Here is a 21808-nt window from a genome sequence, read left to right on the forward strand (position 1 = left end):
CGGGACAGGCCTGAGGTGGCGGCCGCACGCAGTTCGGGAACGTGCCCGTCGTGCCTGCGGGACAGGCCTGAGGAGCCGGCTTCACGCAGTTGGGGAACGTGCCCGTCGTGCCTGCGGGACAGGCCTGAGGCGCCGGCTTCACGCAGTTCGGGAACGTGCCCGTCGTACCTGCAGGACAGGCCTGGGGTGCCGGCTTCACGCAGTTCGGGAACGTGCCCGTCGTACCTGCGGGACAGGCCTGAGGTGCCGGAGCGAGGCGGATGTTGGACGGTGGGCTACAGATTCCGTTCGCGCCGATCTGAAGCGGCCCCTTGCACAGGCAGTTGGCCGATTGCGGATTCTCGCCGGCGTTGCAGCTCCGCGGATTGGTGTTCGGCTTGATCGTCGTCGGCGCCGTGCAGATCCCGTTCACGATGCTCATCGTGTTCGGGCACAGGCAATTCGCCGACTGCGGATTCTCGCCCGCACTGCAGCTGCGCGGATTGGTGTTCGGCTTGATCGTCGTCGGCGCCGTGCAGATCCCGTTCACGATGCTCAGCGTGTTCGGGCACAGGCAATTCGCCGCCTGAGGATTCTCGCCCGCGCTGCATTGCCGAGGATTGGTGTTCGGCTTGATGATCGTCGGCGCCGTGCAGATGTTGTTGACGATGTTCATGCTGTTCGGACACAGGCAGTTTGCCGCCTGAGGATTTTCACCCGCACTGCATTGCCGAGGATTGGTGTTCGGCGCGGCGATCGTCGATGTCGGCTTGCAGTTTCCAGGTTGGCCGCTCGTTCCCGTTTTACAGGTGCAGGATGGCGCTACCCCGGTCGAGTCGGACGGACACTGCGCCGTCGTCGATCCCACGCAGGCGAAAGTGGAGAACGAGGTCCGCTGCGCGACCCAGTTCGGGTTATTGCAGCGGCATTGATCGCCGAGCATGACGCCGTCGCTGCATGACATGCGGGTGCAGACGCCGTCCACGGCCCGCAGGCCGGACGGGCAGGAACAGGTACCCGAGCCGCGGTCCACCGTTCCGCCGGAGCACGGAATGACCTTTTCCACGCATTTGCCCGGCGTGCCGGTCTGGGTTCGGGGATCGCAGGGCGCATCCGGCGCACAATTCGGGCCTGATGTGCCGGCGGGACAGACCTTCGGCGCGGTGCCTGCCACGCATTGAAAATTCCTGCCGCCGCCGCTGAGCGTGGTGCCGGCCGGACAGCCGCAGACGCCCTGCTCGATTTTTCCGCCGGTGCAGGTGATTGAATTGTTCAGGTTGGTGCAAACGCCGTTGACGTTGGTCTGCCCGATCGCACAGACCGGATTCGGGGTGCCGGTCGGTAGGGGCGTCGGTGTCGCAACAATTACCGGTGTTGCAGTCGGCACCGGCGTGGGCGTGGACGTCGCAATCGGCGTCGGCGTCGGGACCGGAGTTGCAGTGGACACCGGTGTCGGTACCGGGTTTCTGTCCGGCACGCATTTGCCGATATTGCCCCCAATCCGGTAGGTGGTGCCGGGAGGACATCCCTGCCCGACCTGCACCGCCCCTGTGCAATTCGGCGGCGTGCCGACCAAGGGCGGCGGACAGCTCTGCGCCACCACGCAGTTCGGCGGCGTGCCGGTCTTGCCGGGGCCGCAGAACCGCTTGTTGCCGTAGATCTGCCCGAACTGCGGACGGCCTTGATCGACACCGAAAACGGTGCCCAACAGCAGCGGCGCGATCCGCGCGATCGAGGGCACGCAGGACAGCCTTGGATAATCGCCCCACGCGACCATTCCGACCGGGCAATAACAGGCGGGATAGCCGCGCCGCGAGATCTCGACGACGCCGCCGCGGCAGGAGAGGTCGGTCATGCAACGGCCGCCAGGCCCCATCTGCCAGGGCGGGCAGCTGCCGCCGTCCCATTGGCATTCGCCAAAATCTTCCGACCACGCATAGCCGCGCGGACAGACCAGCGGTCTGGACCGCTCCGATGCGCGGCAGGATGAACCGGTCCAGTAGCCGCCGAGTTCGCGGCAATTGGAGAGGGCGGCATCGTAGGCGCTGTTGCGAGGCGCCGCCGCAGCGACGGCACGGCTGGCGGGACTGACCTGCCACTGGCTGAAGGCTTCCTGATCCTGCCGGTAATCATCGACCAGTGCCGGCGCGCCGCCGGCTGCGATAAGGAAGCGATCCGTCTCGCGGTTGCGGAACTGGATGAACGTGGTGCCGTCCACCGGCTCGAAACTCCAATGCGCCTCGTCGGCGTCCGGAAGCGCCGCGGTCGCGCGCAATTTGCCGCCGACGTCGGTGAGGTAAGTCTTCTTCCACTGGTTCTTGATCCGCACGAAGGGTGAGCCCGGTACGGCTTCAAACGTCCATTGGCCGCTGTCCCATTCCGGCTTGACGGCAGCGACATCGATGGTGCCGGAGGCCTGACTATTGAGCGCGATAGCGGCATTGCCGCGCGGCGCGATGCGGTAGACGCCGCTGAGCTGGAATTGCTCGATCGGGGAAATCTGGGGCAGCTGGGCCATCGCGGCTTGCGGCGCTGCGGCTGCAACGGGAGGTGGCGGAAGCTGCGGTGCGACCGGTGCCTGCACGACCGGCGGAGGCGGCGGCGAGGCAGGTGGCGCTGCCGCGATCGGCTGCTGTACGCCGGGCGGCGGCGACGCCAGCTGCGCGGACGCGACCCCGCCGACATCGATGGTGACGGGATCGGCGGTGGCGGTGAGGGCAAACAGGCATTTTTCCGCGTCGTCGGTCACGACCCAGGAATGGCCGGTGGAGGTTGTCTGCCGGAGCAGGTTGCCGCCCTCGATCAGGCCGTTGAACTTGCGCTCGCCGTTGGGATCGATCCAGTACAGGCGCCGTCGTTCGGTCGAGGCGTTGCGGAACGCCAGTTCGACGGGGCCGCCGGCCTGCACCGATTTCAGACTGCTCTCGTCGCTGCAGTCGAGCGAGTGGGCCGCGGACCCGGAAAACAATGTCGCGGCGCCGATCACGAGTGCTGAAAAAATGGCCTTTGAAAATGAAGTAGACTGAAATCGCGACATTCCGGGGACACCTCTATAGCGAGCACGCGCAGACGCTGGGACAGCCACGTCGCGTACCGTCTGTCGACGGCTTCGAGGATGCCGAGCGTTGCGCAACAAAACACGTACACAGCCATCTGTGCGCGCGCATGATCAGTTTTGATTAGGTCCAGGCCAATTCGGTTTCGGACAGGTCGGACTTCAACTCCGCTGGTCATCGGGCCCCCGAACTGCCGATATCCCGCCGAGCAGGGCGACGACATCGGTCTGGCGCTGGCAGCCGGTTTTCTCCAGCACGCCCCGCACCTGCACCCGGACGGTATTCGGTGAAACGCCGTTGGCGCCGGCGAGATCGTCCACCGTTTTGCCCGCGGCGAGGCCGCGGGCGACGCGGGCTTCGGCCGGAGTGAGATCGAACAGGGACATGACCAGATCGACCGGCGGCGCGTTGGGGGCGGCGACAGGCATCAGAATGAAAACCGCGGCGCTGCGGGCGAAGATGTCCCGTGCGGAAAAGCGGATCGGCACGACATGACCGACCATCAGTGCATCCGTCACCGGGTCGCGGACCGGAAAGGACCGGACACCGCCATTGTCGTTCAACGTAACCCGGGCGAGGGCCTCGCCCATTAGTTCGTCCGCGCACCTGTCTTTCAGCGTCACCCGGTCGGCGGCCCGCCAGTAGACGAGATTTTCCAGGCCTTCGATCAGGGCGTTGGCGGCGAGCACCTTGCCGCTGTCATCCAGCACCAGCGCCGCCAGGCCCAGCGCGGCCAGCGTCTGACTGGCGGCTTCGGCGCGCGCCAGGTGAAGGCGCGCCGCCATCAGCGCGGTGCGAGCAAAATGCGGGCGCAGCATGTCCAGTCGTTGAATGGCCTCGGCGCTGGCCGGCCCCTGGGCGGCGGTGCGGGACAGCACGATCGAGATCGCCTCGCCGGTGGGCAGTTCAAACGCCGTCGCCGCGCCCCACCAAAGGCCCAGCTTGCGCCAGTTGTCGCGATAGATCGGCTCCTCGTCCAGCTCGGCCTCCGAACAGAGATCGACGTCGCGCAGAAAACCCTGATGGCGGCTCTCGTGAATGCGGGACATCAGCTGACCCCGCCAATACCAGCCGTCGGCGACAAAGCGCTCGGCGATAGGCTTGGAGTTCTTCGAAGCCGTCCAGGCCGTAACATCGGGGTTGGTGATGAACAGAGTGGCGCCGGCGGAATCGGAGATTTTCGAGGTCTGCTTCAGGACTTCCGGCCAGAGCTCCGGCACGAAGCCGCACTCGTAGATTCGGTCGATGAGTTCAGATTCCGTGGATTTGCTTTCCAACTGGCCCCGCCCGTCTGGCGCCGGGTGAAGACGCCCCCGCCGATGATCGTGCCAAGGTATGGAACTTTTGTCGAGAGCGGGCGTGTCGACGCGCAGCGCAGCGTGCAGTCGATGCTTCGACATCCAGCGATTGCGCTTGATCGGGAGGAGTCGGCTCGACGAGAGAATCTACGCCGGCTCATGCTGTGCCCCGGTTTTGTGCACCGGTCGGCGGATCGATCGCCATTCAGCAAAATCATGGGCATGGGCAATGGTGCCCAGGAAAGGACTCGAACCTTCACGGCCGTTAAGCCACTGGCACCTGAAGCCAGCGCGTCTACCAATTCCGCCACCTGGGCCCGGGCCGGTTAGTACGGATCGCTCGCGCGCTTGTCAAATCGGCTCGATGCCGGCCAAATACGCTTGATAGCGCCGGCCCGTTGGCGTATCGCGAAACGGCGTAGTCGCCTGCGATCTCTCGACTTTGACCTCAAGGAAAACCGACCCCATGGCATCGAATCTGGACACGCTGGTCACGGTTTTCGGAGGATCCGGCTTTCTCGGCCGGAGCGTGGTCCGGGCACTGGCCAAGCGCGATTACCGGATCCGGGTCGCGGTGCGGCGGCCGGAGCTGGCCGGGCATCTGCAACCCCTCGGCAAGGTCGGCCAGATCCATGCCGTGCAGGCCAACCTGCGCTACCCAGCCTCGGTGGAGGCCGCGATGCGGGATTCCCACGTCGCCATCAACCTGGTCGGCATCCTGGCCGAGGGCGGCGCCCAGACCTTCGACGCGGTGCAGGCCCGGGGCGCCGACGCGATCGCCAAGGCGGCCAACGCTGCCGGCGCGCGGATGGTGCATGTCTCCGCCATCGGCGCCGACGAGAACTCGCCGTCGGGGTATGCCCGCGCCAAGGCCGCGGGCGAAAAGGCGGTGCTGTCGGCCGTGCCATCGGCGACCATCCTTCGGCCCTCGGTGGTGTTTGGCCCCGAGGACCAGTTCACCAACCGCTTCGCCGGGCTCGCGACCGTTTCGCCGGTGCTGCCGCTGATCGGCGGCGGCCTGACGAAGCTGCAGCCGGTCTATGTCGGCGACGTCGCAACCGCGGTGGCGGATGCCGTCGACGGCAAGACCAAGCCCGGCGCGGTGTACGAACTCGGCGGTCCGGAAGTGCTGACCATGCGCGAGGTGATCGAAATCATTCTCGCCACCATCGAGCGCCGGCGCATGCTGGTGTCGCTGCCGTTCGGGCTCGCCAAACTGCAGGCGATGTTCCTGCAGTTCGCGCCGGGGCCGCTGAAACTGACGCCGGACCAGGTGGCGCTGCTGCGCTCCGACAATGTGGTGTCGGATGCGGCGAAGGCCGCGGGGCTGACTCTCGAAGGACTGGGCATTACGCCGGATTCGCTGGAAGCGATCGCGCCGCAATATCTCTGGCGTTTCCGCCGGACCGGACAGTTCGCGCATCGGGGCGCGTGAGACGAAATTCGTAGGGTGGGCAAAGGCCTCTTGGCCGTGCCCACCATGACAACAGCGCGGTGATGCGAAGATGGTGGGCACGGCGCGAAGTGCGCGCCTTTGCCCACCCTACGACGTTGCTACCGTCCCATCGCCAGCGCGATCAGCCCGAGCGTGCCGACGATGACGCGCCACCACGCGAACAACGTAAAACCGTGGCGCGTGACGTAGCCCAGGAACGCCTTGACCACGATCATCGCCGTGACGAACGACACCACGAAGCCGATCGCGATCAGGCCAGCGTGATCCATCGTCATCTCGCCGCGGCTCTTGTAGAGGTCGTAGACGAAGGCGCCGACCATGGTCGGGATCGCGAGGAAGAAGGAGAACTCCGCCGCCGCGCGCTTGTCGGCGCCGAGCAGCATCGCGCCGACGATGGTGGCGCCGGAGCGCGACACGCCGGGGATCATCGCCAGGCACTGCGCGACGCCGATCCAGAGATACATCGGCAGCGGGAACGTGGTGGCATCGTGCTCGTGCGGCTCGAGCTCGAGCTGATCGACCCAGAGCAGGATCGCGCCGCCGACGATCAGCGAAAAACACACCACCCAGGGATTGAACAGGAACGCCTTGATGTAGCCGCCCGCCACGGCGCCGATCACGGCCGCGGGCAGGAACGCCACCAGCACCCCGATCACGAACCGGCGCGCATAGGGATCGGTGAACATGCCGAGCGCGATCCGCCACAATTTGAAAAAATACAGCGCCACGATCGCGAGAATCGCGCCGAGCTGAATCAGGATCGCGAAACTCTTCCAGAACGGGCCCTCGCCGAGATCGAAGAACCTTTCGGCCAGCAGCAGATGGCCCGTCGAGGATACCGGGATGAATTCGGTGACGCCCTCGACGATGCCGAGAATCACCGCCCTCACTGCATCAGACATCATATGATTGTTCCGTTATGATCGGAATGAGCCGAAAAGCCGGGTTCTTCTCGCCTATTCGCACCCATGCCGCAATCGCAAAAAACGTGAAAACACGGGTTGCCTGAATCCTGTGCTTAGGTAGTTTGGCGCCGCCGCCGCGGTTGATGGATTGTTAAGCGCCGCGAAATATTCAAGGCCTGCATGTACACGCTGTTTCACCATCCGTTCTGTCCGCAGTCGCGATTCGTCCGCCTGGTGCTGGGCGAATACGGCCTCGATCTGAAGCTGGTGGAAGAGCGCGCCTGGGAGCGGCGCGAGGCGTTTCTGGCGCTGAACCCCGCGGGCGCTACGCCGGTGCTGATCGCCGAGCGGCTGCCTCCGATTCCCGGCGCCGGAATCATCGCCGAATATCTCGACGAGACCCATGGCGCCGAGCAGAATGAGCGCCGGCTGCTGCCGACGGCGCCGGGCGAACGGATCGAAGTGCGCCGGCTGATGGCCTGGTTCAACGACAAGTTTTTCGAGGAAGCCTCCAATCCCTTGGTCACCGAGCGCATCTACAAGCGCTTCATGGACGAGCAGGACGGCGGCGGCGCGCCGGCGGCGGATGTGATCCGCGCGGCGAAGGTAAATGTGCGCTATCATCTGGCCTATATCGGCTGGCTGGCGAAGACGCGGAACTATCTCGCCGGCGACCGGATCACCTATGCGGACCTCGCCGCCGCGGCGCATCTTTCGGCGATCGATTATCTGGGCGACGTGCCATGGAGCGAGGACGACGCGGCAAAGGCGTGGTACGCGCGGGTCAAATCCAGGCCCTCGTTCCGCCCGCTGCTGAGCGAATGGCTGGCCGGCGTGCCGGCGTCGCGCACCTATGTGGATCTGGATTTCTAGATCCTTGCCTTCGGACAGCCTGAGCTGGTCGGAAAACGTTTGAGTGTCGTCCTCATGCCCTTCGTCATAAGACCCGCAAGCAGGATCTGGCCGACGATCGGAATGCTGATCAATATCGGCGTCGTCGCCATCGTGCTGCTGCTATGCTGGACCCTGGGATTCCAGCAAGGAGCGTCCGGTCTGATCCTCCAGGCCTTGCTGATACCGGTAGCTGTCTGGGCGGCCTTCAATGGGATCGTATTCGGCGCGCTTGCTCTGATACGATCAGCTTCGTTCAGCGTGAACCTTCAACCGGGTCGTCTGCAGTTCACAAGCGCTAACGGAAACCTGATACTCGCCCCTGGCGAAATCGAGAACTACGTCTGTCACAGCAACAAGATTGTCTTCCGGCATCCGGGGCGGGCGGGGATACAGTTTTTGCCGTTTTTGCGCGGCAAACCGGATCGTACTATACTTCACACCGTCCTGTTGTCCGGAGGACAGCCGCTTGTGCGCCATCATTTTTCGCTGTTCGATGGCGATTGGGACAAGAAGCAAACGAATACGTTTGGTTCGATTGCCTCCTGGTTTGCTTCGTAGCGCGGCTTTTCGGATTGCCCCGTGAAAGACCCTCGACGCCGGCATCCAGCCGTCACCATGCCAATTTACTGCGGATTCCGATGATCGATTGCACGACCATTGATGATGCAGGATTGCGTGAGGCGCTGGGGCAGCAAGCCCGCGCGCTCGGCTTCGACTGCGCCGGCGTCACCGGGCCGGATGCGATCGCGCAAGCCGCCCAGCATTTCCGCGATTTTCTCGCCGCCGGCTCGCATGGCGACATGGAGTGGCTGGCGGACCGCCCCGAACGCCGCGCCGATCCGCGCGGGCTGTGGCCGGATGTGCGTTCGGTGATCATGCTCGGCGTCAATTACGGGCCCGACCGGAATCCGCTCGATATCCTGGCGCAGCGCACGCGCGGCGCGATCTCGGTCTATGCGCAGGGCGACGACTATCACGATCTGATCAAGAAGCGGCTGAAGGCGCTGGCGCGCTGGCTGGTCGCGGCGCAGGGCTGCGAGGTCAAGGTGTTCGTCGACACCGCCGCGGTGATGGAAAAGCCGCTGGCGCAGTCGGCGGGACTGGGCTGGCAGGGCAAGCATACCAACCTGGTGTCGCGCGAATTCGGCTCCTGGCTGTTCCTCGGCGCGATTTTTACGACGCTCGAACTGCCGCGCGACACGGCCGACGTCGATCATTGCGGCTCATGCCAGGCCTGCCTCGATATCTGCCCGACCTCGGCATTTCCGGCGCCCTACAAGCTCGATGCGCGGCGCTGCATTTCCTATCTCACCATCGAGAACAAGGGCCCGATCCCGCACGAGTTTCGTAAAGCGATCGGCAACCGCATCTATGGCTGCGACGATTGCCTGGCGGTCTGTCCCTGGAACAAATTCGCGCAGGCCGGGCGCGAGACCAAGCTTGCGGCGCGCGACGAGCTGCGCGCGCCCGCGCTCGCCGATCTGGCGCGGCTCGACGATTCAGCGTTCCGCGCGCGCTTCACAAAATCGCCGGTCAAGCGCATCGGCCGCGACCGCTTCGTGCGCAACGTGCTGATCGCGATCGGCAACTCCGGCGATGCCGCTTTGGCCTTCGAGGCCGAGCGCCTGCTCGATGACGCAAGCCCGCTGGTGCGGGGCGCCGCGGCGTGGGCGCTGTCGCAATTGATGGGGCGGGAGACGTTCGAGGCGCGGGCGGCAGATGCGTTGAATGCCGAACCGGATGAGACCGTACGCGCGGAATGGCGCATGGCAAGCACCGCTGTTTAATCCTCATCCTGAGGAGCGGCGTCTTCGCCGCGTCTCGAAGGATGAGTGCCACGCCCCATGGTTCGAGACGGCGCAAGAGCGCCTCCTCACCATGAGGCTGATCCGATCAGGGTTGCGTGTCTCGCACTTGATTTCGTTTGCAAAATTCCGCCATGGTCCCGCGCCATGACAAATCAACCCTTCTTCACCAAGAACGGCGACGCCTTCCTTCCCACCCAGGCGTCGAACGGGCCGTGGGATCCGAACTCGATGCACGGCCGCGTCGTCATCGGCCTGCTCGCTTTTGCGATCGAGCAGCGCCACGGTTCCGACGATTTCATGCCGGCACGGCTGACGGTCGACATGTTCCGCCTGCCGAACATTCAGACGCCCGTTGAGGTCACGACCAGACTGGTTCGCGACGGCATGCGCATCCGGGTGGCCGAGGCCGAATTTCTGTCCGGCGGCGTCAGCATGGCGCGCGCCTCCTGCCAGCTGCTGCGCCGAACCGAAAACGCACCGGGCCATGTCTGGTCGCCGCCGAACTGGGACGCGCCCAGGCCCGCGGACATTCCGGCACCGACCGATCCCCGGCTCGGCATGAACGGCAAATGGAGCACGCGCCCGATCGTCGGTGCGATGGGCTCGCTCGGGCCGCGGCGGCTGTGGATGAGCGAAGTGCGCGAACTGGTCGAGGGCGTACCGATGACGCCATTCGTCCATGTCGCCACCGGCGCAGACTTCGCCAGCCCGTTTGCCAATGCCGGCGATCAGGGCCTCGGCTACATCAACAGCGACGTCACGCTCTATCTGCACCGGCTGCCGGTGACGCGATGGGTCGGTTTCGAGGTGGTGAACCACCACGCCACCGACGGCGTCGCGATCGGCGAATGCTGGCTCTATGACGAGCAGGGCCCGATCGGCACATCCACTGTCGCCGCACTGGCGCAGAAGAAGCCGATGGCGAAACTGCCGCCGCCGTAGGGCCGACTCTCAAAGCGTCATTGCGAGGAGCGCTTGCGACGAAGCAATCCATTCTTTCTTTCCGCCGCACGATGGATTGCTTCGCTTCGCTCGCAATGACGGGAGAGGAATCACACCAGATGCCGCGCCATCTCCGGCCGCGCCTTCAGTGCCGCGCCGTGTTTGGCAATGATCTTGGCGATTCGCTCCGGCGCGAAATTCATGTCGACAAAGCCGGTCGCGGCGTTGGCGACCTCGTGATATTCCGCGATCTTGCCATCGCGCAGCGTCATGATCGCGACGCCCTCGAACATCGCGCGAGCTCCCCTGGCCTCCGGCAGCAGGGAGCGATAGCTGAAGGTGTAGCGCGCATACAGCGTGCGGCCGTCGCTGACCGGGTCATGCATGTCCCAGCGAAAATCCGTCGCGGTGCGGTAAAACCAGTCATCGATCATCTCGGCGATTTTGCCGCGGCCCCTGAACGCGCCGTAGAACACATCGTGATAGACGCCGTCCTCGGTGAACAGCTCGGCGAACGCCTTGCCGTTATGCGCTTCGACGGCGTCGCAGAATGATTTGAGCATCGCTGATGTGTTCATGGCGCTTCTCCTCCTTGCGACGACTTCGTTTTCTTCCCCTCTCCCCTTGTGGGAGCCGAGACGAGCGAAGCTCGCTCTTGGGTGGACGCGATGCGAAGCATCGCGGACGGGTGAGGGGTCTGTCTCCGCGAATTCTATGCCCGCGGATAGAACCCCTCATCCGGCGCTTCGCGCCACCTTCTCCCACAAGGGGAGAAGGGAAGAAGATCCTACCCGATCTCCGCCACCGCGGCGATCATTCGCGCGATGTCCTGCGGCCGCGACAGGCGGTGATCGCCGTCCTGGATCATGGTCAGCACCACGTCGTCGGTCGGCAACCGGTGCGCCAGCGCGAAGGCGTGCTGCCACGGCACATCCGGATCCTGCGCGCCCTGCAGGATGCGGACCGGGCAGCCGACCTCGATGGCGCCGCCGAGCAACAGATGGTTGCGGCCTTCCTCGATCAGCGCGCGGGTGATCGGATAGGGCGCGCCATATTCCGACGGCCGCAGCCAGACGCCTTTGCTCTCGATTTCCTGTTTCACCTCGGGCGGAAAACCGTTCCACATCAGCTGCTCGGTGAAGTCGGGCGCCGGCGCGATCAGCACCAGCCCGGCCAGCGAGGCGCGGCTTTCCGGTCGTTTGGCCAGTTCGCGCGCCAAGAGCAGCGCCATCCAGCCGCCCATCGAGGAGCCGATCGCGATTTGTGGGCCGAGACAGAATTGCTCGAACACCGCGACACTCTCTTCCAGCCAGCGCCCGATGGTGCCGTCGACGAAGGCGCCGCCGGATTCGCCGTGGCCGGAATAATCGAACCGGACGCAGGCGCGCCCCTGTTCGGCGGCCCAATTGTCCAGCGCCAGCGCCTTGGTGCCCTTCATGTCCGAATTGAAGCCGCCCAGCCAGAACAGCCCGGGGCCGGCGCCTTCGCGGGGCCGCACCGCGATTCGGCGCCGGCCGTCGCCTTCGCCGACCTCGATGAAGACGGGTTCCTGATTGGATGCCGCCGAATTGGTCATGAAAATGTAACCTCGTTGAGAGCTGTTTGAGTGAGCCGGTCGAATCCGTCAACAACGGAGGCCAAACCGCGCCGATGGCCGCTCGCGGCGCTTGCGGAACAGATCGGCGCGCTCTATCTCAACCAGCGCGACCAATTGCCTCGTATTTGATGGTTTTTTGCCGTTGCCCGTGCGAGTTCGCTTGCCCGCCGGGCCTTATTCCTTCAAACTATCGCCTTCGTTCACAACCTTGGAGAGCCAACCATTCGCCGTCCCAACAGAGCCCCGCCCGCCGCCACCAAAGACGGGCCGCGCACCAATGATGAAATCCGCAACGCACAGGTTCAGCTGATCGACCAGACCGGCCTGAATCACGGCACCGTCGAAACCGTCGCCGCCGTGAAGATGGCGCTTGAAGCCGGCATGGACCTCGTCGAGATTTCGCCGAACACCAATCCTCCCGTTTGCAAGATTATGGATTACGGGAAGTTCAAATATTCCGCCCAGAAAAAGGCCGCCGAGGCCCGCAAGAAGCAGAAGATCGTCGAGATCAAGGAGATCAAGCTCCGCCCGATGATCGACGACCACGATTACGACGTGAAGATGCGCGCGATGCAGCGGTTCTTCGAGGAAGGCGACAAGGTCAAGATCACCCTGCGCTACCGCGGCCGCGAAATGGCGCATCAGGAAATCGGCACCAAGCTGCTGGACAAGGTCAAGGCCGACGTCGCCGAATACGCCAAGGTCGAGCAGGACGCGCGTTTCGAAGGCCGTCAGGTCGTGATGGTTCTGGCGCCGCGCTGATAGGCAATGCGCTGATACGCAAGACCGCGCGTTCGAAAATCTAGCAGGCAAGCAGATCGGCCCGTCAGATCATCTGGCGGGCCGGTTTTTTTGCGGCCATTCGTGCCCCGGACGCAGCGCAGCGCCCTTGCGGTGCGCTGCAGAGCCGGGGCCCATCTGCGTCGTCATTGTGGGTCCCGGCTCTGCGGAGCAGCGTGCCGGACGATGCTCCGCATCGCCGGGAGAACGCTGCACCGCGTCCGGGACACGAGAGATCGCTAGCTCCGGATCGCCTGCCAGATGCCGCTGCAGCGGTCGCCGGTTATCAGCCCGCTCCAGCGGCCGGCGCCCGAATTGCCGGCGAGGCGGCCGCTGCCGTCCGCATAGGAGGCGCCGACGGTGATCCTGACGGTGACGTTACCCTTGCGTGTGATGCCGCCGGTGACCTTGCCGCCGCCGGCCGACGAAACATGTGTCCCGTAGACGTTGAACGGCACGGTGTTGGTGGCATGGCAGTTACCGGCCCGGGGCGTGAACGTCACGTTCCAGGTGCCGTCAAAGGCGCCCGGCCTGGCGGCCTGGGCGGCGGCGATACTGGGTGCAGCGCTGGCGGCAAGGGCGCCTGCGACAAGCGCCCATCGGAGGGCGCCCAAAGCCTTGAAAGGGGCAAAAGAGGTAATCGAGTGGGCTGAAATCGTCATTTTCGTCCTGCCTCGGAATGAACTGGTGTTGGCCTGCGGATAATATGCGGGGCGTGTAGCGACGATATGTCGAAGTTCCCTAATCGGCGGTTCATCGTTGCCAATCCGCCCTGGCTCTGCCATAAGCGCAACCTTCATCGCCCGGCTGATCAAGGGCTGCCGTGTCGATGTCCGTGCGGGTTGTTTCATTTCAGAAATAACCAAGCACTTTCAACGCTCTAACGAGCATTTTAGCCGCGAAAGCGCCCCTTAGGGCGCGTCTTTCGTTCGGCCACAGGAGAGCCAAATGCCCAAGCTGAAGACCAAGTCAGGCGCTAAAAAGCGCTTCAAGGTGACTGCCACCGGCAAAGTGATGGCCGCCCAGCGCGGCAAGCGCCACGGCATGATCAAGCGGACGAAGAAGCAGATTCGTCAGCTCCGCGGCACCCGCGTGCTGTTCAAGACCGACGGCGACAACATCAAGAAGTATTTCTTGCCGAACGCCTGATCGCGTTCACGCCGTCCATCACACAGCCGAGCCGCGTCCGCGCGGCGATCCGTCACCCATTGCCATATGAAGGAGACCCGTCATGTCTCGCGTTAAACGCGGTGTGACCTCTCACGCCAAGCACAAGAAAGTCTACAAGCTCGCCAAGGGTTTTCGCGGCCGCCGCAAGAACACCATCCGCACCGCCAAGGCCGCGGTCGAGAAGGCCGCGCAATACGCCTTCCGCGACCGCAAGCGCAAGAAGCGCACCTTCCGCGCGCTGTGGATCCAGCGTCTCAATGCCGCGGTGCGTCCGCTCGGCATGACCTACAGCGTGTTCATCAACGGCCTCGCCAAGTCGGGCATCACGGTCGACCGCAAGGTGCTGTCGGATCTCGCGATCCACGAGCCGGCGGCGTTCCAGGCGATCGCCGAAAAGGCCAAGGCCGCACTGGCGGCGTAAGCCGCCGTCTCCTCGGTTCTGCTGCGAAACATTAGAAGTCGTCATGGCCGGGCTTGACCCGGCCATCCACGTCTTCTCTTTCGCGGGCACTGCAAGACGTGGATGCCCGGCACAAGGCCGGGCATGACGGGCTAGGAGCATCGGCTAAGCATCCTGGCTAAAAGGGATTGCCATGACCGACCTCACGACCCTCGAATCCCAGATCCTCTCCGACATCGCCGCCGCCGGCGATGAAGCCGCGCTCGAGGCGGTGCGCGTCGCGGCGCTCGGCAAGAAGGGATCGATCTCCGCGCTGCTCTCGACGCTCGGCAAGATGTCGCCGGACGAACGCAAGACGCGGGGTGCGGCGATCAACCTCGCCAAGGATACCGTCACGCAGGCGCTGACCGCGCGCCGCGACATCCTGAAATCCGCGGCGCTCGATGCGCGGCTGGCCTCCGAGACCATCGACGTCACGCTGCCGTTGCGCGAGACCGCCGCCGAGCAGGGCCGGATTCACCCGCTCAGCCAGGTGATGGACGAACTCACCACGATCTTCGCTGACATGGGTTTTGCTATCGCCGAAGGTCCCGATATCGAGACCGACGACTACAATTTTACAAAGCTGAATTTCCCCGAGGGCCATCCGGCCCGCGAGATGCACGACACCTTCTTCTTCAATCCGAAAGAGGACGGCTCGCGCATGCTGCTGCGCACGCATACCTCGCCGGTGCAGGTGCGCACCATGCTGACGCAGCAGCCGCCGATCCGCATCGTCTGTCCGGGCCGCACCTACCGCATCGATTCCGACGCCACCCACACGCCGCAGTTTCACCAGGTCGAGGGCCTCGTCATCGACAAGGGCTCGCATCTCGGCCACCTCAAATGGATCCTGCACGAGTTCTGCAAGGCATTCTTCGAGGTCGACCACATCAACATGCGGTTCCGCCCCTCGTTCTTTCCGTTCACCGAGCCGTCGCTGGAAGTCGACATCCAGTGCCGCCGCGACAAGGGCGAGATCCGCTTCGGCGAAGGCGAGGACTGGCTGGAGATTCTGGGCTGCGGCATGGTGCATCCCAACGTGCTGCGCGCCTGCGGCATCGATCCCGATGTCTACCAGGGGTTTGCATGGGGCATGGGCATCGACCGCATCGCGATGCTGAAATACGGCATGTCCGACCTGCGGCAGCTGTTCGACAGCGACGCGCGCTGGCTCAGCCATTACGGCTTCAAGCCGCTCGACGTCCCGACGCTGGCCGGAGGATTGAGCACGTGAAATTCTCCCTCTCCTGGCTGAAGGAACATCTCGACACCGACGAGCCCTTGGAAAAGCTCGCCGACAAGCTCACCATGATCGGGCTCGAGGTCGAGAGCATCGAGGACAAGGCCAGGGCGCTGGCGCCGTTCACTATCGCGCGGGTGATTTCCGCCGAGCAGCATCCCAACGCCGACCGCTTGAGGGTTTGCATGGTCGACACCGGCGACGGTGGCGCGCCGGTGCAGGTGGTGTGCGGCGCGCCGAACGCGCGCGCCGGCCTGGTCAGCGTGTTCTCCGCGCCCGGCACTTTCATTCCCGGCAAGAACATCACGCTCGGCGTCGGCACCATCCGTGGCGTCGAGAGCCGCGGCATGCTGTGCTCGGCCGCCGAGCTGCAGATCTCCGAAGACCATGACGGCATCATGGAGCTGCCGGCCGACGCGCCGATTGGTGCGGCCTACGCGCAATGGGCCGGGATCGGCGATCCCGTGCTGGAAATCAACCTGACGCCGAACCGGCAGGATTGCACCGGCGTCCATGGCATCGCCCGCGACCTCTCCGCCGCCGACATGGGCAAATTCAAGGACCCCGGTATCAAGCCCATCAAGGGCGAATTCCCCTGCCCGGTGAAGGTAACGGTCGAGGACGCCGCGCTGTGTCCGGGCTTTGCCATGCGGCTGGTGCGCGGCGTCAAGAACGGCCCGTCGCCGGAATGGCTGCAGCAGCGCCTGACCTCGATCGGCTTGCGGCCGATCAATGCGCTGGTCGATATCACCAATTTCATGACCTATGACCGCGCCCGTCCCCTGCATGTGTTCGATGCGGCGAAGGTGAAGGGCAATCTGGTGGTGCGCCGCGCCCGCGAAGGCGAGACGCTGCTGGCGCTGGACGGCCGCAGCTACACGCTCGACCCCGACATCTGCGTCATCGCGGACGAGCACGGCGTCGAATCGCTGGCCGGCATCATGGGCGGCGAAGCCTCCGGCTGCGACGAGAACACCACCGACGTGCTGATCGAATCGGCGCTGTGGAACGAGATCAACATCGCCCAGACCGGCCGCAAGCTCGGCATCAATTCCGACGCGCGCTATCGCTTCGAGCGCGGCGTCGATCCGGCCTTCATGGTGCCGGGGCTGGAAATGGCCACCAGGCTGGTGATGGAGCTGTGCGGCGGCACGCCGTCGGAAAACGACGTCGTCGGCAAGACCTATGGCGAAGACAAGATCATCGATTTTCCGCTCAGCGAGATCAAGCGGCTGGCGGCGATCGAGGTGCCGCTCGGCGAAGTCAGGCGCATTCTCGGCCATCTCGGCTTCATGGTGGCCGGCAGCGGCGCGGTGGTGAAGATCGCGGTGCCCTCGTGGCGCTCCGACGTGCACGGCAAGGCCGATATCGTCGAGGAAGTCGTGCGCATCATCGGCGTCGACCAGGTGCCGATGACGCCGTTCGATCGCGGCGATGCGCCGCGCAAGCCGATCCTCAGCGCGATCCAGCTGCGCACCCGCCGCGCCAAGCGCGCGCTGGCCGCGCGCGGCATGATCGAGGCGGTGACCTGGTCGTTCATCGCCAAACCCGCGGCCGAACTGTTCGGCGGCGGGCAGCCCGAACTCGCGCTCGCCAATCCGATCGCGTCCGATCAGTCCGACATGCGGCCGAGCCTGCTGCCGGGCCTGATCGCAGCCGTTCAGGCCAATTCCAACCGCGGTCTTGCCGACGTGGCGCTGTTCGAAGTCGGACAGTTGTTTCGAGGCGACAAGCCGGAAGATCAACTGGTTGCGGCATCGGGCGTTCGCCACGGCTTCGCATCCTCCAGGGGCATGGGACGGCACTGGTCCGGCTCGGCCACGGCGGATGCGCTGGACGGCAAGGCTGACGCGTTTGCGGTGCTGGCCGGCGCCGGCGCGCCGATGCAGGCGCTGCAGGTGGTGCCGGGCGGCGCCAGCTGGCTGCATCCGGGACGTTCCGGCACCATCCAGATCGGTCCGCAGAATGTGCTGGGCTATTTCGGCGAGCTGCATCCGCGCGTGCTGGAGCAGCTCGGCGCCGACGGTCCGATGATCGCGTTCGAAGTGATTCTCGATCGCATCCCGGCCGCCAAGGTGAAGCCGACCCGTGCCAAGGCCGTCATCGAACTCTCGGCGTTCCAGCCGGTATCGCGCGACTTTGCCTTCATCGTCGATCGCGCCGTCAAGTCAGGCGACATCGTTCGATCCGCGCAAGGCGTCGACAAGAAGCTGATCACCGATGTCACCGTGTTCGACGTCTACGAGGGCAAGGGCATCGACGACGGCAAGAAGTCGGTCGCTATCGCCGTGACGATCCAGCCGCGCGAAAAAACCTTGACCGATCAGGAGATCGACGCGGTCGCCGCCAGGATCGTGTCTGAAGTCACGAAGAAGACCGGCGGCAGTTTGCGGGGATGAGCCTGACCGGCCTCATCCCGACCGACGTCAGCCTCAATGCCGCGATCGCGATCTGCGCGATCGCCTTTGTGTCGGGAACGGCGCGGGGATTTTCCGGCTTCGGCTCCGCGCTGATCTTCATGCCGCTGGCCAGCAGCATGGCGGCGCCGCAACTGGTCGCGGCGGTTCTGCTCATCATCGATTTCATCGCGGCTTTGCCGCTGATTCCGAACGCGTGGAAGCAGGCCGACCGCAAGGCCACCTCCGTCATGGTGTTCGGCGCGCTGATCGGCGTGCCGATCGGGACTTACTTCCTGAGCCGGCTCGACCCGGTGACGACGCGCTGGATCATCTCCGGCTTCGTATTCGCGCTGCTGGTGCTGCTGCTGTCCGGCTGGCGCTATCGCGGCAAGGACCATGCGGCGATCTCGATCGGCATCGGCGGCCTGTCGGGTTTCTGCAGCGGGCTGGCGCAAACCGGCGGGCCGCCGATCGTCGGCTACTGGCTCGGCCGCCCCGTCGCCTCGGTGATCGCGCGCGCCAACATCCTGCTGTTCTTCGCGGCTTCCGACTTCTTCTCCGCCGTGAGCTATTCGCTGACCGGGCTGATCACGTCCGACGCCATCCGGTTTTCGCTGCTGGTCGGCCCGGTCTATGCCGTCGGCGTGCTGATCGGCGCCCAGCTGTTCGGCCGTGCCAGCGAGACCCTATTCCGTACCATCTGCTACGCCTTGATCGCGGCGGCTGTACTCATCGGCCTGCCGGCGCTGGATGGGCTGTTGAGGTGAGGCAAACGTAGGGTGGGCAAAGGCGCGCTCTTCGCGCCGTGCCCACCATCTTATCTCGTGCGTGCAATTGGTGGGCACGGCGCAAGGGCGCCTTTGCCCACCCTACGATTCTTCCATCACCAGATCGCAATACGCATAGCCGTCGCGCTCGATGCGCTCGCCGGTCACCACCGGCAGCCGCCGCGAGAAAATCGGTCCCGCCACCACGCAGGTGTGAAACTCGCCGTTCTCGCCGCAGGGGTCGACTCCCCCAGGCAAATCCGCCAGCAATTGCAGATCGAATTTGCGTCCCGCGAATTCCGCCGGCAGGTGTTTCAGATCGACGGTGGCGAGATAGGCCTCGAGCCCGCTTGCGATCATCGCATGCGCCAGCGGCAGGGTCGGCCGCTGCCACAGCGGAAACACCGGTGTAATGCCGGTGCCCGCGAGCTTCGCTTCGCGATAGGCGCGGATATCGGCAAGGTAGAGATCGCCGAAGATGATGTGGGTGATGCCGTCCCGCACCGCTTGCGCGACGGCCTCGCCCATCCGCGCTTCGTAGACCTCGTTCGGGCAGGGGTATGGGATCGGCACGATGCGCGGCGGCAGGCCCGCGGCGTCGAGTTGTGCGAGGAGGATTTCCCGGCGCACGCCGTGGATCGACACCCGCTCGAACGTCTCGGTCACTGTCGTCAGGGCGCCGACCACGTTGAATTCGCCCGATTGTCTGATGTCATGCAGCGCGAACGCGCTGTCCTTGCCGCTCGACCACGAGATCAGCGCCTTCGGCCTCGATGGAATCAATTGGTGGGCGCTCCCGGAGATTTCGCGGGCGCGCGGCGCCGCTGTTTCGGCGCCGGCGCCGCCGGCTCATTCTTCAGCGCGCCGATCCGGCGAAGTGCCGCTTCCGCCGCGCGCTCGCCGCTTTCCCAGGCGCCGTCGACGGTGCCCCACAAGGTTTCGTGGGTGGCCTCGCCCGCCAGGAACATGCAGCCGAACGGCTCGCTCAGGACCTTGCGCGATCCCTGCCCGCCCGGTGCGGCCGATGACATCGCGCCCAGCGTGAACGGGGCGGCGTTCCAGCGCGTCGCGCTGGATTTCTTCACGGCGGCGGCGACCTCGCTGCCGAACAGTTTTGTCAGCCACTCCTTCGCGAAGGCCACCATCGCCGCCTCGCCCTGCGCGGAGAGATCGCGGCCGAATGAGCCGCCGACATCGATCGAGCACAGCGACGATCCCGCGATATTCGCCAGCAGCAGCGCGGTCCGCGTCGAATCGCTCTGCTCGATGATGATGTCGTCGCGGCCGAGCCCGAGCGGATTGCCCGAAAGCTGCAGCGCGATGCGATCGAGGCTGCCGAGGCCCAGTTTCGCCGCGGCATCGAGCTGGCGCTTCGGAATGTCGGGCGTGAACTTGATGTTACCTGCGGCCAGCACGTTGCTCGACACCGTGACGATGGCGGCGCGCGCGACGATCTTGCCGGCTGATGTCTCCACCGTGACATCGCGGTTGCTCCAGCTGACACGGCTCGCCGGCGTCGACAGCGCCAGCGGAACCTGCTCGCCGAGCCTGGCGATCAGCGCGCCCATGCCCTGCCGGCAGGCCAACGCGGCATTGCGATCCTGCGCGCGGGCCTTGTCAACAGCGGAGAGTTCTTTCAGATCCCTGCCCGCAAAACCGGCGCCGAGCACGAACTCGGCGGCCCCTGCCCAGACGCCGAGGTCCTTCGGCAGCACGGACGCGCAAGCGACGTCGGCCTTGCCGCGGGAGGCTTCGTCGATGGCGCGGTTGGCACGCACCATGGTGGCGAGAAATTCCTCGGTTTCTCCGGCCCGCGCATTGCGGCGACCGATGCGAATCTTCTGCCCCATAGGCGCGGTCGCGACGTCGAGCCCCGCGGCGCGCGCGAGCCTGATCATCGGATTGCTGTCGGGATTGTACATCCAGCGCGCGCCGCGATCGAACGGCACGCCGAATGTCGCGGTATCGGTGAGACAGCGGCCGCCGATCTGACCCGAGGCCTCCACCACAATGACTTTCCGGTTCGCCGCCATGACGCGGCGCGCCGCCGATATGCCGGCAGCTCCGGCGCCGATCACGACAATGTCGGCCTCGCGCGGCAGGGGTGCTGCCCATGCGCGGGCGCCCAGCGCCGGCGCCGCCGCGAGCGCCGCGGCCGCCGACAGCAAATCCCGACGCGTCATTGTCATGTCATGGTTTCCGGAACTTTTAGAAAAGCGAGAACATCCGGCGAACTTGCCGCATCCGCGCGCGCGCGGCAACCGTCATGGTGAATCAATCATGATTGATCGCTCCCGTTCATGAACTAAATTGCAACGGCTTGCGACCATGATTGGGGCACACAAAGAATGGTCAGAAAGGCCGCCGGGGGGAATTATCATGGGTGTCGTGCTCGATACCGTAGGCCAATGGATCGCGGGGTACCTTCAGAAGGAGGTGCCGGGCTATGAGCCGTTCACGCCGAGCGATCCCGAACATCTGCGCGGCATCATGCAGCCCGGCGACGTCTTGCTGGTCGAGGGCAACAACCGGGTTTCCGGCATCATCAAATACCTGACGCAATCGACCTGGTCGCATGCCGCGCTCTTCGTCGGCCCGATCGACGGCGCGGCCGAAGACGATGGCGAGCCGCACGTCCTGATCGAAGCCAATATCGGCGAGGGCGTAACCTCGGCGCCGCTGTCGAAATATTTTCCCTATCACACAAGGCTGTGCCGCCCGGTCGGCCTCAGTTACGAAGACCGCACCACGGTGTGCCGCTACGCCATCAACCGGATCGGCTTCGGCTACGACACCAAGAACATCCTCGATCTGATGCGCTTCCTGATTCCGCTGCCGATCCCGCAGCGCTGGCGGCGGCGAATGATCGCGTTCGGTTCCGGCGATCCCACCAAGATCATCTGCTCGGCGCTGATCGCGCAGGCGTTCGACGCCGTGCGCTATCCGATCCTGCCCAAGATCACGCGCGCCGGATCCAGGCAGGCCCGGCGCGAAATCCTGCACATCCGCGATTCATCGCTGTATATGCCGCGCGACTTCGACATCTCGCCCTATTTCGAAGTCGTCAAACCCACC

The 21808-nt window shown here is 65.0% G+C and carries 19 protein-coding genes, 1 tRNA gene and 1 pseudogene; 12 read left to right on the top strand and 9 right to left on the bottom strand.

Annotation, left to right across the window (positions count from 1 at the left end; translation table 11 throughout):
- The 3 genes and pseudogenes from Q7T45_RS14475 to Q7T45_RS14485 form a co-directional block, all read right to left on the bottom strand.
- Window positions 1-3016 (bottom strand): annotated as a pseudogene (locus tag Q7T45_RS14475) (hypothetical protein); the annotation flags it as partial.
- A gap of 180 nt (window positions 3017-3196) precedes the next feature.
- A complete protein-coding gene (locus Q7T45_RS14480; protein ID WP_304871636.1) occupies window positions 3197-4435 on the bottom strand; it encodes a helix-turn-helix transcriptional regulator in 1239 nt (412 codons plus the stop codon).
- A gap of 128 nt (window positions 4436-4563) precedes the next feature.
- A tRNA-Leu gene (locus tag Q7T45_RS14485) sits at window positions 4564-4650 on the bottom strand.
- Between the two features lie 149 nt (window positions 4651-4799).
- On the opposite strand from Q7T45_RS14485, the gene Q7T45_RS14490 reads away from it, so the two are divergent.
- Window positions 4800-5768, top strand: a complete 969-nt coding sequence (locus tag Q7T45_RS14490; protein WP_304871637.1) for a complex I NDUFA9 subunit family protein — start codon at window positions 4800-4802, stop codon at window positions 5766-5768.
- Between the two features lie 119 nt (window positions 5769-5887).
- Here Q7T45_RS14490 and Q7T45_RS14495 read toward each other — a convergent pair whose 3' ends face one another.
- The gene (locus Q7T45_RS14495; RefSeq protein WP_304871638.1) at window positions 5888-6694 is read right to left on the bottom strand and encodes an undecaprenyl-diphosphate phosphatase; all 807 of its coding nucleotides are present in this window, start codon (window positions 6692-6694) and stop codon (window positions 5888-5890) included.
- A gap of 180 nt (window positions 6695-6874) precedes the next feature.
- Between Q7T45_RS14495 and Q7T45_RS14500 the strand changes: the two genes are divergently transcribed.
- From Q7T45_RS14500 to Q7T45_RS14515, 4 genes are all read left to right on the top strand, one after another.
- Window positions 6875-7567, top strand: coding sequence for a glutathione S-transferase family protein (locus tag Q7T45_RS14500; protein WP_304871639.1), 693 nt, complete (start codon window positions 6875-6877; stop codon window positions 7565-7567).
- Window positions 7568-7669: 102 nt separating this feature from the next.
- The gene (locus tag Q7T45_RS14505) at window positions 7670-8146 is read left to right on the top strand and encodes a hypothetical protein (protein ID WP_304871640.1); all 477 of its coding nucleotides are present in this window, start codon (window positions 7670-7672) and stop codon (window positions 8144-8146) included.
- Window positions 8147-8226: 80 nt separating this feature from the next.
- Window positions 8227-9375, top strand: a complete 1149-nt coding sequence (gene queG / locus Q7T45_RS14510; RefSeq protein ID WP_304871641.1) for a tRNA epoxyqueuosine(34) reductase QueG — start codon at window positions 8227-8229, stop codon at window positions 9373-9375.
- A 165-nt stretch (window positions 9376-9540) separates the two neighbouring features.
- Entirely contained in the window at window positions 9541-10338 is a 798-nt protein-coding gene (locus tag Q7T45_RS14515) for an acyl-CoA thioesterase domain-containing protein (RefSeq protein WP_304871642.1), read from the top strand.
- A gap of 110 nt (window positions 10339-10448) precedes the next feature.
- On the opposite strand, the gene Q7T45_RS14520 is transcribed toward Q7T45_RS14515, so the two are convergent.
- Entirely contained in the window at window positions 10449-10916 is a 468-nt protein-coding gene (locus tag Q7T45_RS14520; RefSeq protein WP_304871643.1) for a nuclear transport factor 2 family protein, read from the bottom strand.
- Between the two features lie 209 nt (window positions 10917-11125).
- Window positions 11126-11914 (bottom strand): carboxylesterase, encoded by a 789-nt coding sequence (locus Q7T45_RS14525; RefSeq protein WP_304871644.1) that lies wholly within the window; start codon window positions 11912-11914, stop codon window positions 11126-11128.
- A 243-nt stretch (window positions 11915-12157) separates the two neighbouring features.
- Between Q7T45_RS14525 and infC the strand changes: the two genes are divergently transcribed.
- Window positions 12158-12697 carry a translation initiation factor IF-3 gene (infC, locus tag Q7T45_RS14530; RefSeq protein WP_304744157.1) on the top strand — a complete coding sequence of 180 codons (540 nt, stop codon included), beginning with the start codon at window positions 12158-12160 and terminating at the stop codon, window positions 12695-12697.
- Window positions 12698-12954: 257 nt separating this feature from the next.
- On the opposite strand, the gene Q7T45_RS14535 is transcribed toward infC, so the two are convergent.
- The gene (locus Q7T45_RS14535) at window positions 12955-13377 is read right to left on the bottom strand and encodes a hypothetical protein (protein WP_304871645.1); all 423 of its coding nucleotides are present in this window, start codon (window positions 13375-13377) and stop codon (window positions 12955-12957) included.
- A gap of 286 nt (window positions 13378-13663) precedes the next feature.
- Between Q7T45_RS14535 and rpmI the strand changes: the two genes are divergently transcribed.
- The 5 genes from rpmI to Q7T45_RS14560 all read left to right on the top strand — a co-directional run bounded on the left by rpmI (window position 13664) and on the right by Q7T45_RS14560 (window position 18733).
- Window positions 13664-13864 (top strand): 50S ribosomal protein L35, encoded by a 201-nt coding sequence (gene rpmI / locus Q7T45_RS14540; RefSeq protein ID WP_100415670.1) that lies wholly within the window; start codon window positions 13664-13666, stop codon window positions 13862-13864.
- Window positions 13865-13946: 82 nt separating this feature from the next.
- Complete coding sequence (gene rplT / locus Q7T45_RS14545; RefSeq protein WP_304744138.1) at window positions 13947-14306, top strand: 50S ribosomal protein L20; 360 nt, start codon at window positions 13947-13949, stop codon at window positions 14304-14306.
- A gap of 172 nt (window positions 14307-14478) precedes the next feature.
- A complete protein-coding gene (gene pheS / locus Q7T45_RS14550) occupies window positions 14479-15561 on the top strand; it encodes a phenylalanine--tRNA ligase subunit alpha (protein WP_304871646.1) in 1083 nt (360 codons plus the stop codon).
- Window positions 15558-17966, top strand: a complete 2409-nt coding sequence (gene pheT, locus Q7T45_RS14555) for a phenylalanine--tRNA ligase subunit beta (protein ID WP_304871647.1) — start codon at window positions 15558-15560, stop codon at window positions 17964-17966. The genes pheS and pheT overlap by 4 nt, the downstream gene beginning before the upstream one ends.
- On the top strand, window positions 17963-18733 hold the full coding sequence (locus Q7T45_RS14560; RefSeq protein WP_304871648.1) for a sulfite exporter TauE/SafE family protein: 771 nt from the start codon (window positions 17963-17965) through the stop codon (window positions 18731-18733). The genes pheT and Q7T45_RS14560 overlap by 4 nt, the downstream gene beginning before the upstream one ends.
- Before the next feature lie 102 nt (window positions 18734-18835).
- Here Q7T45_RS14560 and Q7T45_RS14565 read toward each other — a convergent pair whose 3' ends face one another.
- Window positions 18836-19516 carry an ATP-binding protein gene (locus tag Q7T45_RS14565; protein ID WP_304871649.1) on the bottom strand — a complete coding sequence of 227 codons (681 nt, stop codon included), beginning with the start codon at window positions 19514-19516 and terminating at the stop codon, window positions 18836-18838.
- Entirely contained in the window at window positions 19513-20922 is a 1410-nt protein-coding gene (locus Q7T45_RS14570; protein ID WP_304871650.1) for an NAD(P)/FAD-dependent oxidoreductase, read from the bottom strand. Before Q7T45_RS14570 ends, Q7T45_RS14565 begins: the two co-directional genes overlap by 4 nt.
- A 190-nt stretch (window positions 20923-21112) precedes the next feature.
- Here Q7T45_RS14570 and Q7T45_RS14575 point away from each other — a divergent pair.
- On the top strand, window positions 21113-21808 hold a 696-nt coding region (locus tag Q7T45_RS14575; RefSeq protein WP_304871651.1), incomplete at its 3' end, for a YiiX/YebB-like N1pC/P60 family cysteine hydrolase.

Origin of the sequence: Bradyrhizobium sp. (genome assembly GCF_030646015.1) — a bacterium.
GTDB lineage: Bacteria > Pseudomonadota > Alphaproteobacteria > Rhizobiales > Xanthobacteraceae > Bradyrhizobium.

Coding starts and splice junctions, on each gene's coding strand:
- Q7T45_RS14480 (WP_304871636.1), bottom strand. CDS start 4,435: ATGTCGAAGCATCGACTGCACGCTGCGCTGCGCGTCGACACGCCCGCT.
- Q7T45_RS14490 (WP_304871637.1), top strand. CDS start 4,800: ATGGCATCGAATCTGGACACGCTGGTCACGGTTTTCGGAGGATCCGGC.
- Q7T45_RS14495 (WP_304871638.1), bottom strand. CDS start 6,694: ATGATGTCTGATGCAGTGAGGGCGGTGATTCTCGGCATCGTCGAGGGC.
- Q7T45_RS14500 (WP_304871639.1), top strand. CDS start 6,875: ATGTACACGCTGTTTCACCATCCGTTCTGTCCGCAGTCGCGATTCGTC.
- Q7T45_RS14505 (WP_304871640.1), top strand. CDS start 7,670: ATGCTGATCAATATCGGCGTCGTCGCCATCGTGCTGCTGCTATGCTGG.
- queG (WP_304871641.1), top strand. CDS start 8,227: ATGATCGATTGCACGACCATTGATGATGCAGGATTGCGTGAGGCGCTG.
- Q7T45_RS14515 (WP_304871642.1), top strand. CDS start 9,541: ATGACAAATCAACCCTTCTTCACCAAGAACGGCGACGCCTTCCTTCCC.
- Q7T45_RS14520 (WP_304871643.1), bottom strand. CDS start 10,916: ATGAACACATCAGCGATGCTCAAATCATTCTGCGACGCCGTCGAAGCG.
- Q7T45_RS14525 (WP_304871644.1), bottom strand. CDS start 11,914: ATGACCAATTCGGCGGCATCCAATCAGGAACCCGTCTTCATCGAGGTC.
- Q7T45_RS14535 (WP_304871645.1), bottom strand. CDS start 13,377: ATGACGATTTCAGCCCACTCGATTACCTCTTTTGCCCCTTTCAAGGCT.
- rpmI (WP_100415670.1), top strand. CDS start 13,664: ATGCCCAAGCTGAAGACCAAGTCAGGCGCTAAAAAGCGCTTCAAGGTG.
- rplT (WP_304744138.1), top strand. CDS start 13,947: ATGTCTCGCGTTAAACGCGGTGTGACCTCTCACGCCAAGCACAAGAAA.
- pheS (WP_304871646.1), top strand. CDS start 14,479: ATGACCGACCTCACGACCCTCGAATCCCAGATCCTCTCCGACATCGCC.
- Q7T45_RS14560 (WP_304871648.1), top strand. CDS start 17,963: ATGAGCCTGACCGGCCTCATCCCGACCGACGTCAGCCTCAATGCCGCG.
- Q7T45_RS14570 (WP_304871650.1), bottom strand. CDS start 20,922: ATGACAATGACGCGTCGGGATTTGCTGTCGGCGGCCGCGGCGCTCGCG.